Origin of the sequence: Sulfurovum sp. (assembly GCF_015493435.1) — a bacterium.
Lineage (GTDB): Bacteria > Campylobacterota > Campylobacteria > Campylobacterales > Sulfurovaceae > Sulfurovum.
Genome location: NZ_WGDD01000011.1, coordinates 18,423 through 32,433 on the forward strand (window position 1 = coordinate 18,423; position 14,011 = coordinate 32,433).

Sequence of the window (14,011 nt, forward strand, 5' to 3'; positions counted from 1 at the left end):
ATGATATAAATTTATGCCCAGCCACGGAGAACACCGTCCATCATATAGGATCTGGACAGATAAAGACTGCTGTACCAGTAAAGTACGTGACACTCCATAGGGTTGAGATAGACAAGCGGTGACAGGGGATTGCCTTTATCGTTCCAGGCTTCGACAAGTGCTGTTTTTTTACCGGGACAAAGCAGTGTATCAGAACCATATCCATCATATTTTGCCTTCGGTTTTTCTCCTTCATCCAGTGCACGTATCGTATCTGTCACCGTTTTTACCTGGCTGCTGATCGCAGAAGCACTCTTGAGTGCACCGCATCCTGCGGCATCTCCGATCGCGAAGATCTTCGGGTAGACTTTATGCTCCAGTGTTTTGGCATCCACATCTACCAGACCATTGTCATTGAGCAGGCCGCTTTTTGAAAGATAGGTACCTGTTTTCATCGGCGGTGTAACATGAATAAAGTCGTATGGCAATTCTCCCGCCCCGGAAAACACTGTTTTATGTTCTGCCGCATTGACACTGACCAGTTTGTCTTTCTTCAAGAGGACATTCTCTTTTGCCAAAAGCTTCTTATAGTAGGTATCATAGGCATCATTTGCCGAAAGCCTGCCATCTTCTGCGAAAAAGACGATTTCAACACGGTCTCTCATCCCCGCTTTTTTCAATTTGTCAAGAAGACTCATCAGCGCACTTTTTGCAGCCGCAGGAGATTTGACAATGATCTTCGGTTGTGTAAAATAGACATTCAGTCTTTTTCCTTTTGGGATTTTTTGGACCTTTTGCACCACTCCGTCAAGCTGCTTGGAGAGACGGACAGCACCGTGCAGGTAGTAAATACTGCCTATCGCCGGATCATTCATCCACGACTCCAGTTTGTCTGTATGCTGAAGCGATGAAATCGCTCCGCTCAGTCCGTCTATGGCAGGAAAATCAAGCTGGAGGCCCGATGCCGTCACAACATAGTCATACGCAGCACTTTTCCCGCTGCTGTCTGTCACGGTACGCGTGTTTGCATCGATCGAGGTAACAGCATTTCGGTTGAGTGAAACATGCATCGGCAGATACTTGTCTCTTTCATATGCCAGCTCCGCCATCGGCCAGAGTCCGGTTCCCACCATCGTCATACCCGGCTGGTACCAGCAGCTTCTCTCCTGCGGTTCATACAGGGTAATCACCGGATAGGTGATCGCCCTGCTGAGTCTGTATGCCAGTGCCGTACCGGCCATTCCTCCTCCTATAATGGCAATATGCAAAGGCTGTTTTTTGGAAATGTCTTTTTTGCTGCTTTTTATCTCATTCGCTTCCGCCCCCGTGGTGCCTGCCAGGGTACCCGCACCGGCAAGCGCTGCCAGTTTCAGGACATCACGCCGATTCAGTCGTTTGTTTTGCTTATTCATTTTCATCTCCCTATATATCCAGTTTGCCGCGTTTGCGGTAGTAACCAAGTACGATCATTTTAACCACATCATTAAAGAGGAACCATGCGAACAGGTAAGCCACAAGAAAGATCGCCCAGCCCCAACCCATAGGGTAGATCAGGCCGAAACCGTACACAGCGATCACTACCGCAACTACCGCCGACCAGAGCGAAGCATTCCAGAGTATGGGGTTTGGCCACGGACGCTTGAAGAACCAGTCATCACGACGGGTATTGTACAGTGTTCCGTGTCCGGCAATAATCAGTTTGGCAAAAAAGATCGTTTGTGTCAGTTCCGCGTTCACCTGCCACACATAATAGACCAGCCAGAACAAAAGGAACGATGACAGCAGCCCGGCAACACCGAGCCAGGTTGAGAGCACCAGTACTTCTTTCATATCCCAGCGTACAGGATATTTACGCAGTTTGGTATTGTCGTAGGCGATCGCAAGGATCGGCAGGTCGTTGAACAAAGCAAGCAAAATAATTTCGATCGTCGTAATAGGATAAAAATTGAAAACAGTGATCGTCAGCGTAAAGAGCAGGATGACACGGATCGTTTCGGCGATACGGTAGATAGTATAACTCTGCATCCGCTCAAACGTGATCCGTGCAATCTTGATGGCATTGTTGATGACATTCAGTCCCGGTGCGAGCAGAACGAGGTCTGCCGAGGCACGGGCAGCATCGGTCGCCCCGCTGACAGCAATACCACAATCGGCTTTTTTCAATGCAGGTGCATCGTTAACGCCGTCTCCGGTCATCCCGACGATACGGTCAGCCTTTTGCAGTTTGTCGACAATAAAATATTTGTCTTCAGGGAAAACCTGTGCAAAACCGTTCGCCTGTTCGATTGACTGAACAATCTCTGATTCGTGCTCTTTAATACTGCCTTTTGGAAGCGGACGGTCCATAAGCAGTTTTTGTACCTCTTTGCTGATGTCTTCGCCGAACTTTTTCACTGATGCATCGGAAACCTTTTCGGGTTCGAGTTTTTTATACAATGCTTCTGCCAGTACTTCTGCCAGGAAAACATACTCTTCCGTACTTTCGCCTTTAAGTGCCTTGATATCGCGTATATCAGAACCGATATCAAGAATACCTGCAATGTATTGGGCCACAGCCACATTGTCACCCGTAACCATTTTGACAGAAACGCCATGATCCTTTACATCTGCAATGACCGTTTTGGAGTCTTCTCTCGGCGGATCATAGAGCGGTACCAGCCCCATAAAGTGCCATACTTCTTCTGTTACTTCTTTCCAGGCGACACCCAGTGTACGGAAGCCTTTTTCGGCAAAGGCCTCAACTTTGGCATAGGCCTCTTTCTTGTCAAATGCCTTCTCATCACACATTTCGATGATCACCTGCGGTGCACCTTTGGTCACCTGAATCGTTTTGTCATTGTTGATAACTACACTTTCGGTACGTTTGCTGACTGGGTCGAACGGTGTGAATTTCTCCAGTTTGTATGGCTGAAGATTATCATAAAGCTTGTGGTCTTTAAGATAATTATAGATTGGTGTCTCTATAGGGTCATGATCTTCTTCCTTGGAAGCGAGTGCCGCGTAAAACACAATATTGTCAGCAGTAACGTCTCCCACTGTGTAGGGTTCGTTGATCGTCATTTTGTTTTGTGTCAATGTTCCCGTCTTGTCCGAACAGAGTACATCCATTCCCGCAAGCTCTTCAATGGCTGAAAGACGGCTGACAATGGCCTGCATCTTTGCCAGGAGTTTTGCACCGGCTGCCATGGTCACGGTCAGTACTGCCGGCAGTGCTACCGGGATCGCCGCTACGGTCAGAATAAGCGCATATTCAAGCAAATCAAGAATATTTTGACCGCGGCTGATACCGAAATAGATAATGATCGATACCATGACCAGTGTTACGGCTATCAGAAAATTCCCGACTTTGATGACCATTTCCTGAAAGTGGCTGCGTTCTTCACTCTGTGCTTTGGCTACGAGTTTGACTGTTTTCCCAAAGTACGTGTTTTCACCCGTTTCCACCACTTCTCCAGTGCTTTCACCTTTTTTAATAATGGCATTGGCATACACAGTATCTTCCGCTTTTTTGGTCACAGGCAGCGACTCTCCCGTCAGGGCGGACTGGTCAACCTGAAGAAAGTCCCCGCCTTCAAGAAGCTTGACATCGGCTGGAACAATGTCTCCGATCTTGATCTTGACGACATCTCCCGGGACGATCTCTTTGGCATCAACCTGCTGCCAGCTTCCGTCACGCAATACCATTGCTTTTCGTGCCAGTTTGTTCTTCAGTACTTTCAGGGCACTCAGTGCTTTTGATTCCTGATAGAAGTCAACCGCCGCATTGAAAAGCAGCAAAATAGTGATGATCGTAAAATCTTCCCAGTGTTTCACCATTGCCGAGAGAACAGCTGCAATTTCGATCATCCAGGGGATCGGTCCCCAGAAACGCCTAAAAAGTCGGTGAAGCCACGTTTCTTCCTTCTCTTCAATAGCATTGGGACCGTATTTTTTGAGGCGTTCTGCTGCCTCTGCACTTGTCAGTCCGGTCTTGTCTTCCGATTTTACGGCACTCTCCTGTGCAGGTACAGCTTTTGTTTCATTTTTTTCGGGTTGTTCCACTGTCTCTGCACCTGTAAATCCGCTCTTATCTTCCGGTTTTACAGTACTGTCCTGTGCAGGTACAGCTTTCACTTCATTTTTTTCGGGGTTTTCTGCCCCTTTTGTATCTGTAAGTCCGTCCTTAGCCTCAGGCTTTACGGCACTATCCTGCTGCGGTACAGATTTTGCATCATTTTCTTCTTCACTTGTCGGCATCTTTTTTCCTTTTTATTTTGACAGGTTTTTCACTAATAATTATAATAAAGAAAAGTTAATAAGGGACTCTCATGAGAGGTAAATAACTTCTTCCGGCTCCACGATATGGGCTTTTTCATGCAGTTTTTCACCCATAACTTCTCGGAGAACTTCCTGCTTGTCCTCTTCTCCGTGTATCAAAAAGATACGATGAAGGTCCTCTATGCCTTTTACCCACTTGATGATACCGTTCTGGTCCGCATGGGCGGAAAAACCGTTAATGGTATAGATACTTGCCTGCACACGAATGTCCTCATGATAGATCTTTGCCCATTTGGCACCGTCGACAATGCGTCTTCCCAGGGTTCCTACCGCCTGGTAGCCCACAAAAATAACGGCATTTTTTCTGTTCCAGAGACGGTTTTTCAAATGATGCAGAATCCTGCCGCCGCTGCACATTCCGCTGCCTGCAATAATAATGGCACGGCGGTCGACATCATTGATCGCTTTCGATTCATCGACAGTCAGGGTATATTTCAAATCTTCAAAATCAAAAACGGTTCCGTCACGCTTCTTGATATGCTGGCATTCTTTACTGAGAAGTTCTTCGGCATACTGTTTGTAAATTGCAGTTGCTCTGCTTGCCATAGGGCTGTCGAGAAATATCTGGCATTCGGGCAGTTCGCCTTTGTCATGCATTTCTTTAAGTATGCAGAGGATCTCCTGCGTACGCTCAATAGCGAATGAAGGGATAATAACATTTCCCCAGTCCTTAAGGGTATCGTTGATCACTTTTTTGAACTCTTCCATACTTTGCAGGGCCCCCTGGTGGTTACGGTCTCCGTAAGTAGATTCCACATACAGGTAATCTGCCTTTTCGCATGGCACAAGATTGGGGATGACCATGTCGTTGTCATTACCGATATCACCGGAGAAAACGATCTTTCTTGCTTCGTTACCTTCTTTGTACTCTATCTCTATAAAGGCAGACCCAAGGATGTGTCCTGCATTTCTATAGGTGACGATAACATCTTTGCAGAGTTCAAACGATTCGTCATATACAGGAAGGACACGCGGAAGCTCAAGAGCATGCATGACATCTTTTTCTTCGTAGAGAGGCAGGGGCACATCTTTTTCCCGTCCCCGACGCTGCGCTTTTTTATAGTGGGTCAGATAATCTTCTTTCATGATCTTCGCACTGTCGAGCATAATGACTTCGGCAAGACCAAATGTCGCATCCGTCGCATAGATCGTACCGCTGTACCCCTCTTTAACCAGTTTGGGGATCCGGCCCACATGGTCAAGGTGCGCATGTGTTACCAGCAGATAGTCAACACTTTTGGGATCAAACCCGAAATCCTCATAATTGCGTTTCTCTTCACGTCCCTGAAACATACCGCAGTCAACCAGAATGCGTTCACCGCTGTCAAGTTCCAGAAGGTGACATGACCCGGTGACGACTTCTGCCGCCCCGTAAGAAATTACCGTTGCCATCATTGTATCCTTTAAGTTTTTTATCAGTATAGCATTTTTCTTTAAACTAAAGGTAAGCAGGGCATGCAAAATTTGCCTTCTAACGAGAAGTTTGTTATACTATATTTATAATCCAACATCAGGGCGTACCCCTTGTATTTTAGTGACTACATCAGAAACTGCAGAGAAAAATGTCAGATCACCCAGGAAAAAATGGTGAAGGATCTTTATGATTTCGACTTTGGGAACTTTGCCGGACTGGACACTACGACACTCAGCAAATGGGAACGTGGCATCAGCAAACCGAAAATTGCCAGACAGGCCGGGGTGATCCGCTATTTTCAAAAACTGACCGGTAATGCCCTGCCCTGTCTTGAGCACTGCAGCATCGCCGAAGCGGAAAAAATGATTTCAGCAAGCGGTATGGAACACATGGTAGGCAAAAGCAGGCATCTCATACTGAATTTTCCTTCTGCCATGATGCAAAGCAGTGAGATCACGGTGCATCAGCTCCGGCATTCAAAGATCATGGACGACGTCATCGATATCAATATTGATCTCGACAGGGATTTTAACCAGAATTCAACCGGTTTAAGCCGGGAAACATTCAAAAAATGGGCGCTGCATCCAGGCAGTGCGTTTTATGTCTGTGAATACAAAGAACAGTTCTTCGGACTGCTTTTCAGCCTTCGGCTGAAACAGAATGTTTTTCAGGCACTGATGGATTTTGAGAAAGAGGAACGCACACTCGATGCAAATGATTTTGCCGCCTATAATGAAGAGGGAAACAGTTACGTCACTTCCTTTTTCGCCCTGAACGAAAAAGCGGCTGCCCTGCTTTTTGTCCGTTATTTTGCCTACCTTATCGCCCATCAGAACCGCATAGCGGAAGTCGGCGCAGCCACCATGATGGAAGACGGAAAGAAACTCATAGAGAACATGCACCTGACCCACTACAGTTCGGCAGAGATCAAACCGGGTACAAAAATGCACACTTACAGAGAAACACTTTCTCGTTTGCTTGCCCAGGAGAATGTTGTCAAAATGATACTTTCAAACAGGGAGTCTCCTGGAAAATAGCAAGTTCAAGCCTATCTATCTCTTTGTCTATTTTTCTGGCAGCACGCAGATACTCTGCTTCACTTATTTTCCCGCTGCGGTATTCATCATAAAAAATTTCAAGTGTACAATGCAATTGCTGCAGCGGCTGGCTCAAGCGCATATATCTTCTTCTTTATTGTAAGGTTCTCGGTTATACATGCGGGCCACTCCTTTGAAAATTGCCGCATTATAGATCAATTTCCAGAAAATGACCATAGCATCCGGAAGAAAAAAAAATCTTCTAAATGCCAAGTTGACTACAGCAAATTATTTTTAGCTATAATTATCCTCAATAAAGGTAAGGAGAGAGAAATGGATAAAATAGGGGCATTTATTATGATGCATCAGATAGAGACTTTACTGCTTGTTTTTGGGATGATCGTACTGGCGTTCATCATTACACACTGGCAGGAAGTAAAGTTCTGGTGGCTTAACTTTACGTACAATTTTCCGCTCATCGGGAAACTGTCAACACTTTCCAAAGATATAGAAGGCTTTGATGAAAAGCACAAGTGGTTCTACTCGGAAGAAGCACTCTGCCGCGACTACTACAATTTCTACGAAAAAGTGGACAAAAACGGCGAATCGTATGATGAAGCCAAAGAATACCTGCATGCCGCAGGCGAACTGGGAAGAAAACCTACCCCTACTTTCATTTGGATCATGATCTTTGTACTCGTCATCGTCGAAGCATTCGGGTTTGCCTATGTGCTGGCCGGATTTACCATTCCGGGGGCAAGTGAAGCCACCCAGCAGAAAGGTGCCATCGGAGTTGCCGCCATGCTGGCCATTCTTCTCGTGTGGCTCACACACATGACGGGTCAGGAACTGCACAAAAATACACTGATCAAAAAAATACGCCGCTGGTACAAGAACGATAATGCCGGCGGTTCGAACTGGCGCGATCTCAAACCGGATGAACAGCTCATTACCATAGACAATACCTTCGATGACAGCGCATCTCCAAACTACATCAGAATGCTCAACCGTCTTGATGTCAACGACAAGGTAAAAACTACCTACACAAAGACCATTCTGACGCTGATATTTATTTTTGCCGTTGCCATAGGCGCGACATACATCAGGCACCAGGTGCTTACCCAGGAAATAGCAAGTGCACATGAAAGCGCGATGAATATTTTCAACGATGATGCTTCTCCTTTCGGCGATACCCGAAATGCCGCTGCGGATGAAGATGTCGGTGCGCTCTTCGGAGACGAAGCTGCCAATGATGCGAAAGAAGATCTCTCTTCTCTTTTTGGCGGGAAAGACGCAGGTACAGCCAAGGCTTCAGGCAAAAATACCGCTGCGGTAGAAGATGAAACAAACCAGAAAGGCGGAGATGCCACATTTGTGATTTTAGGTCTTATCTTTGTCTTTATTCAGATTCTGGGCATCTTTTTCGGGATGCACTGGGACTTTGCAGGCCGCGAGTCCAAAGCAGCCTATGAATGTCTCCGCGGTTTTGCCACCAAAAAAGCCTTCCTTTCCTACTATGAAAGAGCAAGAACACATATTGCACGGGTGGCACAGCAGCAGCTCCAGAAACTGCAGCACAAAATGAATATCATCAATGACAATTCCGGAACGGATGCTGAAACCACAGCTTTGCTGCGCAACAACAAAGAAAGAACATTCAGACAATATCTGACATTTGAGGACAAATAATGAAACGACTGCTGCTGACACTTTTGACATTCACCGCTCTGCTTGCCGCACGCAACGACGTACCAAGCTGCTATAAAGCACTGCATATCGAAAATCCGGATCCGGGTATTGAAAAAGAACTGTTCATCCTGGTAGACCAGACCACACAGCTTGACAAAAACCTGATGATCTACACGTACAAGAATATGATGAAATTCATCCGGAACGGCGATGCGGTGACCATCGCTTCATTCTCTTCCAATTCAAATGGGAAATATACGGATGTATCCTATTCGGGCGCACTGGAAAACCTGCTTCCCCAAAGCGCGAAACACGAGATCGCCAAAAAGAAACTGAGAAAATATCAGGCATGCATGAACGGTCAGTACAAATACGCCAAAAAGAAAGCGACCAGGGCACTGGTCGCAACGCTCAAGGGCGCAAACAAAAAACTGCCGCATTCGGATATTCTCAAATCACTCGACGATATTGCGGAGCATCTCATCCAAAATGCCAAAGCCAAAGAAAAAGTGGTGCTTTTGGTTTCGGACATGATGGAACATTCATCCATCACTTCCTTCTATGCCAAAGGTTCGCTCAAGCGTATCGATACCAAAAAAGAGATGGCCAAACTGAAAAAGAGCGGATATACAGCCGATTTCGGCGGTGCAGAGGTTTACGTCATCGGTGCAGGAATGGTCGGAAAGAAAAGCTACAGAGATTCAAAAACACTGAAAGCCCTGACCGCTTTCTGGGAAGCTTACTTCAGGGCAAGCAATGCAAACCTGCAAGCCATCGGAACACCGATGCTGCTTGAGGACATCAAATAATTAAGAGGCCCTCTTAAGTGCCATAGAGGTATAATGCCTCTATGAAAAATCTGCACAATGCCCTTCTTTTAAAACAACTCTACCAACTCAAACAGCTGGGCTACAAATATACCGATGTAACGCCCTATCAGGAAGAAAAAATCGACCTTCTCCTGCCCGATACACTGAAATCACTGCAGAAACAGGCGATGACCTGCCACCTCTGCGACTTGAGCAAAAGCCGGAAAAAGGTTGTCTTTGGAGAAGGCAGTCCCCATGCCGATATCCTCATCATCGGCGAAGGGCCCGGAGCTACGGAAGACAGCAGCGGAAAACCGTTCGTCGGACGTTCGGGGGAACTGCTTTCCAAAATGCTTGAAAATGTACTCGGTCTTAGCAGAGCAGATGTCTATATTACCAACATCGTCAAGTGCCGACCGCCCAACAACAGAGTCCCAACCCCGACAGAAGCACATACCTGCCAGCCCTACCTGCTCAAGCAGATAGAGCTCATCGCACCCAAACTCATTCTGACACTCGGTGCAACCGCTTACCATTACCTGACCGGAGACGATACGGGCATCACAAAAGTCAGAGGTACGGTACATACCTACAAAAAAGCCACACTCATCCCCACCTACCACCCAAGCTACCTGCTTAGAAACCCCAGCGCGAAAAAAGAAGTATTTGAAGACCTTTTGAAGGTGAAAGAGTTGATGAAGCAGTGGTGACCTTCAAGTCACTCGGATCAAAACCGTAAAACAGCTTCTTTTCTTCTCTCTGTATTTCCTGATCCAAGGTATCAAGCAGTGACGATGAGTATCAAATCCCGATCTCTCGGGAATGACAGAGACAGAAGTGCCGTATTACTCACACTCTTTTTTGAGGATAGTTTCAATCGTTTCCACGATACTCGGATCTTCAAGCGTGGAAGTATCCTGGGTAATGGCTTCGCCTTTGACGAGGCTTCTGAGGATCCTTCTCATGATCTTTCCCGATCTTGTTTTGGGAAGGTCCGGTACAAATGCCATGGCATCGCACAGCGCAATGGCGCCGATCTCTGATTTGATCATACCGTTGATCTCTTTCATCGTTTCAAGCTCATCAGCCACGCCTTCATCATCTTTAAGGACCACGTAGGCAAAAATACCCTCACCTTTAATTTCGTGCGGCTTGCCTACAACAGCCACCGCTGCAACATTGTCATGCTTCTTGATGGCTGCTTCAACTTCTGCCGTACCCATTCTGTGGCCCGAAACGTTAATGACATCATCGGTTCTTCCCGTGATGGTAATGTAGCCGTCTTCATCCATCATTGCACCGTCACCGGTAAAGTAAACCGCTTTACCGTCCTTTTTGCAGTCACCGAAGTAAGACTTCACAAATCTTTCAGGGTCGTTCCAGATCGTTCTGATCATACTCGGCCACGGTTTGGTAATGCACATAAAACCTTTTTCGCCTACCGGTGTCGGCGTACCGTCCTCTTCCATGATCTCCGCAACGATACCCGGCAGAGGGAATGTCGCACATCCGGGCTTGATGGGGGTCGCTGCCGGCAGCGGCGAGATCATATGTCCGCCTGTTTCTGTCTGCCAGTAGGTATCGACAATTGAACATCTTGCGTTTCCTACCGCTTCATAGTACCATTTCCATGCCGCAGGGTCGATCGGCTCACCCACGGTTCCGAGGATACGCAGAGAAGAGAGGTCGTATTTTGCCGGCTCGTCCGCACCCATTTTATGCAGAAGCCTGATGGCAGTGGGCGCAGTATAGAACTGGTTGATCTGATATTCTTCGACCATCTTCCAGCATCGGCCTGCATCCGGGAAAGTCGGTACCCCCTCGAACATCACGGTTGTAGCACCCGCAGCGAGCGGCCCGTACACAATGTAGGTATGCCCTGTGATCCAGCCCACATCGGCCGTACACCAGAAAGTATCGTTGTCTTTGATGTCAAAGACCCACTCCATGGTCATCTGCGCCCAGAGAATATATCCGGCGCTTGAATGCTGAACCCCTTTTGGTTTTCCCGTACTGCCTGACGTGTAGAGCAGGAAAAGCGGATGCTCGGAATCCACGATCTCCGCTTCGCACTGGACAGACTCATTTTCTATCAGTTCGTTGTAGGCATAGTCACGTCCCGCTTCCCAGTGTATCTCTTCACCGTTACGCTCGACAATACAGACGGCTTCAACACAGGCACAGCCTTCTTTAAGCGCTTCATCCACAACCGGCTTGAGCATATACGGTTTTCCTTTTCTGAAAGCACCATCCGCCGTCACCACCAGTTTTGCTTCCGCATCGATGATCCTGTCTCTGAGTGCTTCAGCGGAAAAACCGCCGAACACGACCGAGTGGACCGCTCCAAGTTTGGCACAGGCAAGCATAGAGATCGCCGCTTCCGGTATCATCGGCATATAAAGCACGACCCTGTCGCCTTTTTTGATGTTGAATTTGTTTCTGAAGAGGTTGGCCGTTCTGTTGACCTCATAGTAGAGTTCACGATACGTCAGTGTTCTCTGGTCGCCGTTGTCGCCTTCAAAGATGATCGCCGCTTTGTTCTTCTTGGTCTTGAGGTGTCTTCCCACGCACTGGTAGGCCACATTCAGTTCACCGCCCTCGAACCATTTGTAGAAGGGGGCATCCTCTTCGTTCAATACGGTCTCGAACGGTTTGGACCAGTCTATCTTCTCCTGTGCAAATCTGCCCCAGGTACCTTCATAGTCTTTTTCAAATGCTTTGACGAGATTTTGGTATGCATCCATATCTTTGATCAACGGATCGGTAAACAGTTCTTTATGAGGGGTGTATATTTCACTCATATATCATCCTTTTGTTTTTATCATTTAATGGGATAATAACATAAAGCATCAGGATTTAAAAAGCTTTTGGGCATTTTTTTCTAATTAGGAGTAAAATTATCTTAATTGTTACACTATAGGGAACCTACAATATAATCTTCCAATGCTATAATAGCGAAAATCCATCAACAGGCTTGAACATTGAATATTAAACCGGACTGCATTACCTGCATTATGAACCAGACACTTAAAGTATGCAAACTTCTTGAAGTTGATGACCTGACGGCAAAAAAACTTTTGGACAGTACTGCCGAGATCCTGGTGCAGCATGATCTGTCGCATACACCCCCTCAGATCGCGAAAGAAACTTACAGCAAGATCGCTGAACTGACAGGGGTAGAGGACCCGGTAGCCAAAGCCAAAGCGCTTGCTACCGAAATGGCACTGGAGGTCGACACGGCTTTTGTCCAGACACTGCACGATGCGGTGAAGTTCGCTGTTATCGGCAATGTCATTGACTTTGGTGCACAAAAACAGCTTAACCTCGATGCAACCATACAGACACATTTCCATCGCCATTTTGGTATCGATGATTTCGGAATGTTTGAAAAAGAACTCGCAACGGCAAAAACACTGGTGTACATCGGGGACAATACAGGAGAACACATTTTTGACAAACTCCTCATCGAGACCATCAAAAAACACTACGACATCGAAGTATATTATTTTGTCAGGGGTGCCCCTATCATCAATGATGTCACATGCAAGGAAGCAGAAATACTCCGCTCCTGCGCAACCGTCACTGATACCGGGGTACCGACTCCGGGATACGATCTGCAATATGCCAATGCTTCATCCAAAACCCTGTTTGACAAAGCAGATATCGTACTGGCCAAAGGCATGGGAAATTTTGAAAGCCTGTACGATGAGACTGACCGTACAGTCTACTATCTGTTTATTGTCAAGTGCAATGTCGTCTCACAGGCGATCGGTCAGGAAGTGGGAGAGTTGATCTTTAGCAGACATTGAGAAACAGCCGGCTGTCCGGGCAGTCTTTCAGACTACTTCCACCTTTTCCGTCACATCAAGCCCAAACCCGCCGAGCCCTACAAACTCCGTATCTTTGCTTGTCGTAATGAGGTTGATATTTTTGATACCGAGGTCTTTGAGTATCTGCGCACCTACACCAAACTCCTTTGCCTGCTCCTGCGAAATGACTTTGCTGTCGAGAAATATCAGTACGCCCCCGTTCTGTTTGAGGTATTCTATGGCGTTGTTCAGTGCATTGAAACGTTTGTCATCGAGTATCAGGTCGATGTCCGTTCCTATATTGTGAAACTTTACATTGGCGGTTTCATGCAGCCGGTAGAACTGAATGACTGTATGACAGCGCTCAAGGTGGTCACGGTAAGTCAGCTTCTCCACTTTCATACCCTTAAGTTCGCTCTCTTCGGCGGAAATGCGCCTGACCAGTTTCTCGTTTGCCAGACGGTACTCCACAATGTCGGAAATATAAACGATAGGCATCTTGTATTTTTCCGAAAAGACTTCAAGGTCATCTTTACGCGCCATCTTTCCGTCATCATTAATGATCTCGCAGATCACCGCAGCGGGTGCCAGGCCTGCCAGTTTACACAGGTCGACTGAGCCTTCCGTATGTCCTGTCCGTACCAGCACACCGCCGTCCTTGGCGATAAGCGGGAAGATATGTCCCGGACGTACGAAATCGTCCGCTACGGTCAGGGGGTTCGCAAGTTTGGAGATGCAGTCATCTCTCTCAGCCGCAGAGATACCTGTCTCTGCATTGGCAGAATCAATGGAAACGGTAAATGCTGTTTCGTGGTTCGAGACATTGTTGTCCACCATCGGCATCAGGTCCAGCTTGGCAGCGGTCTCTTTGGTAATAGGCGTACAAATGAGCCCCCTCGCCTCTTTTGCCATAAAGTTGACAAGTTCGGGTGTAGAAAAAGTAGCGGCATAAACAAG

At 47.0% G+C, this 14,011-nt stretch carries 10 protein-coding genes; 5 read left to right on the forward strand and 5 right to left on the reverse strand.

Translation table 11 applies throughout. From position 1 onward, the window contains the following. Window positions 1-11: 11 nt before the first annotated feature. From F8L24_RS02075 to F8L24_RS02085, 3 genes are all read right to left on the reverse strand, one after another. On the reverse strand, window positions 12-1,391 hold the full coding sequence (locus tag F8L24_RS02075; RefSeq protein WP_294951247.1) for an FAD-dependent oxidoreductase: 1,380 nt from the start codon (window positions 1,389-1,391) through the stop codon (window positions 12-14). A gap of 10 nt (window positions 1,392-1,401) precedes the next feature. After that, entirely contained in the window at window positions 1,402-4,215 is a 2,814-nt protein-coding gene (locus tag F8L24_RS02080; RefSeq protein ID WP_294951249.1) for a plasma-membrane proton-efflux P-type ATPase, read from the reverse strand. A gap of 69 nt (window positions 4,216-4,284) precedes the next feature. Next, window positions 4,285-5,688: an MBL fold metallo-hydrolase gene (locus F8L24_RS02085; RefSeq protein ID WP_294951251.1), complete on the reverse strand. Its 1,404-nt coding sequence runs from the start codon at window positions 5,686-5,688 to the stop codon at window positions 4,285-4,287. A 195-nt stretch (window positions 5,689-5,883) separates the two neighbouring features. Between F8L24_RS02085 and F8L24_RS02090 the strand changes: the two genes are divergently transcribed. The 4 genes from F8L24_RS02090 to F8L24_RS02105 all read left to right on the forward strand — a co-directional run bounded on the left by F8L24_RS02090 (window position 5,884) and on the right by F8L24_RS02105 (window position 9,955). Next, window positions 5,884-6,747 carry a hypothetical protein gene (locus tag F8L24_RS02090; protein ID WP_294951253.1) on the forward strand — a complete coding sequence of 288 codons (864 nt, stop codon included), beginning with the start codon at window positions 5,884-5,886 and terminating at the stop codon, window positions 6,745-6,747. A 333-nt stretch (window positions 6,748-7,080) separates the two neighbouring features. Next, window positions 7,081-8,436, forward strand: a complete 1,356-nt coding sequence (locus F8L24_RS02095) for a hypothetical protein (RefSeq protein ID WP_294951255.1) — start codon at window positions 7,081-7,083, stop codon at window positions 8,434-8,436. Further along, the gene (locus F8L24_RS02100) at window positions 8,436-9,245 is read left to right on the forward strand and encodes a hypothetical protein (protein WP_294951257.1); all 810 of its coding nucleotides are present in this window, start codon (window positions 8,436-8,438) and stop codon (window positions 9,243-9,245) included. Before F8L24_RS02095 ends, F8L24_RS02100 begins: the two co-directional genes overlap by 1 nt. A gap of 41 nt (window positions 9,246-9,286) precedes the next feature. Next, window positions 9,287-9,955, forward strand: a complete 669-nt coding sequence (locus tag F8L24_RS02105) for a uracil-DNA glycosylase (protein WP_294951259.1) — start codon at window positions 9,287-9,289, stop codon at window positions 9,953-9,955. A 135-nt stretch (window positions 9,956-10,090) separates the two neighbouring features. On the opposite strand, the gene acs is transcribed toward F8L24_RS02105, so the two are convergent. After that, entirely contained in the window at window positions 10,091-12,046 is a 1,956-nt protein-coding gene (gene acs, locus F8L24_RS02110; protein ID WP_294951261.1) for an acetate--CoA ligase, read from the reverse strand. A 180-nt stretch (window positions 12,047-12,226) separates the two neighbouring features. On the opposite strand from acs, the gene F8L24_RS02115 reads away from it, so the two are divergent. Continuing rightward, window positions 12,227-13,054 carry an ARMT1-like domain-containing protein gene (locus tag F8L24_RS02115; protein WP_294951263.1) on the forward strand — a complete coding sequence of 276 codons (828 nt, stop codon included), beginning with the start codon at window positions 12,227-12,229 and terminating at the stop codon, window positions 13,052-13,054. Window positions 13,055-13,081: 27 nt separating this feature from the next. Here F8L24_RS02115 and F8L24_RS02120 read toward each other — a convergent pair. Continuing rightward, a partial coding sequence (locus F8L24_RS02120) for a bifunctional 3,4-dihydroxy-2-butanone 4-phosphate synthase/GTP cyclohydrolase II (protein WP_294951265.1) occupies window positions 13,082-14,011 on the reverse strand: 930 nt, incomplete at its 5' end.

Excerpts from the sequence above, each read along its gene's own strand:
- F8L24_RS02075 (WP_294951247.1), bottom strand. The coding sequence starts at position 1,391 with ATGAATAAGCAAAACAAACGACTGAATCGGCGTGATGTCCTGAAACTG.
- F8L24_RS02095 (WP_294951255.1), top strand. The coding sequence starts at position 7,081 with ATGGATAAAATAGGGGCATTTATTATGATGCATCAGATAGAGACTTTA.
- F8L24_RS02100 (WP_294951257.1), top strand. The coding sequence starts at position 8,436 with ATGAAACGACTGCTGCTGACACTTTTGACATTCACCGCTCTGCTTGCC.
- F8L24_RS02085 (WP_294951251.1), bottom strand. The coding sequence starts at position 5,688 with ATGGCAACGGTAATTTCTTACGGGGCGGCAGAAGTCGTCACCGGGTCA.
- F8L24_RS02080 (WP_294951249.1), bottom strand. The coding sequence starts at position 4,215 with ATGCCGACAAGTGAAGAAGAAAATGATGCAAAATCTGTACCGCAGCAG.
- F8L24_RS02105 (WP_294951259.1), top strand. The coding sequence starts at position 9,287 with ATGAAAAATCTGCACAATGCCCTTCTTTTAAAACAACTCTACCAACTC.
- acs (WP_294951261.1), bottom strand. The coding sequence starts at position 12,046 with ATGAGTGAAATATACACCCCTCATAAAGAACTGTTTACCGATCCGTTG.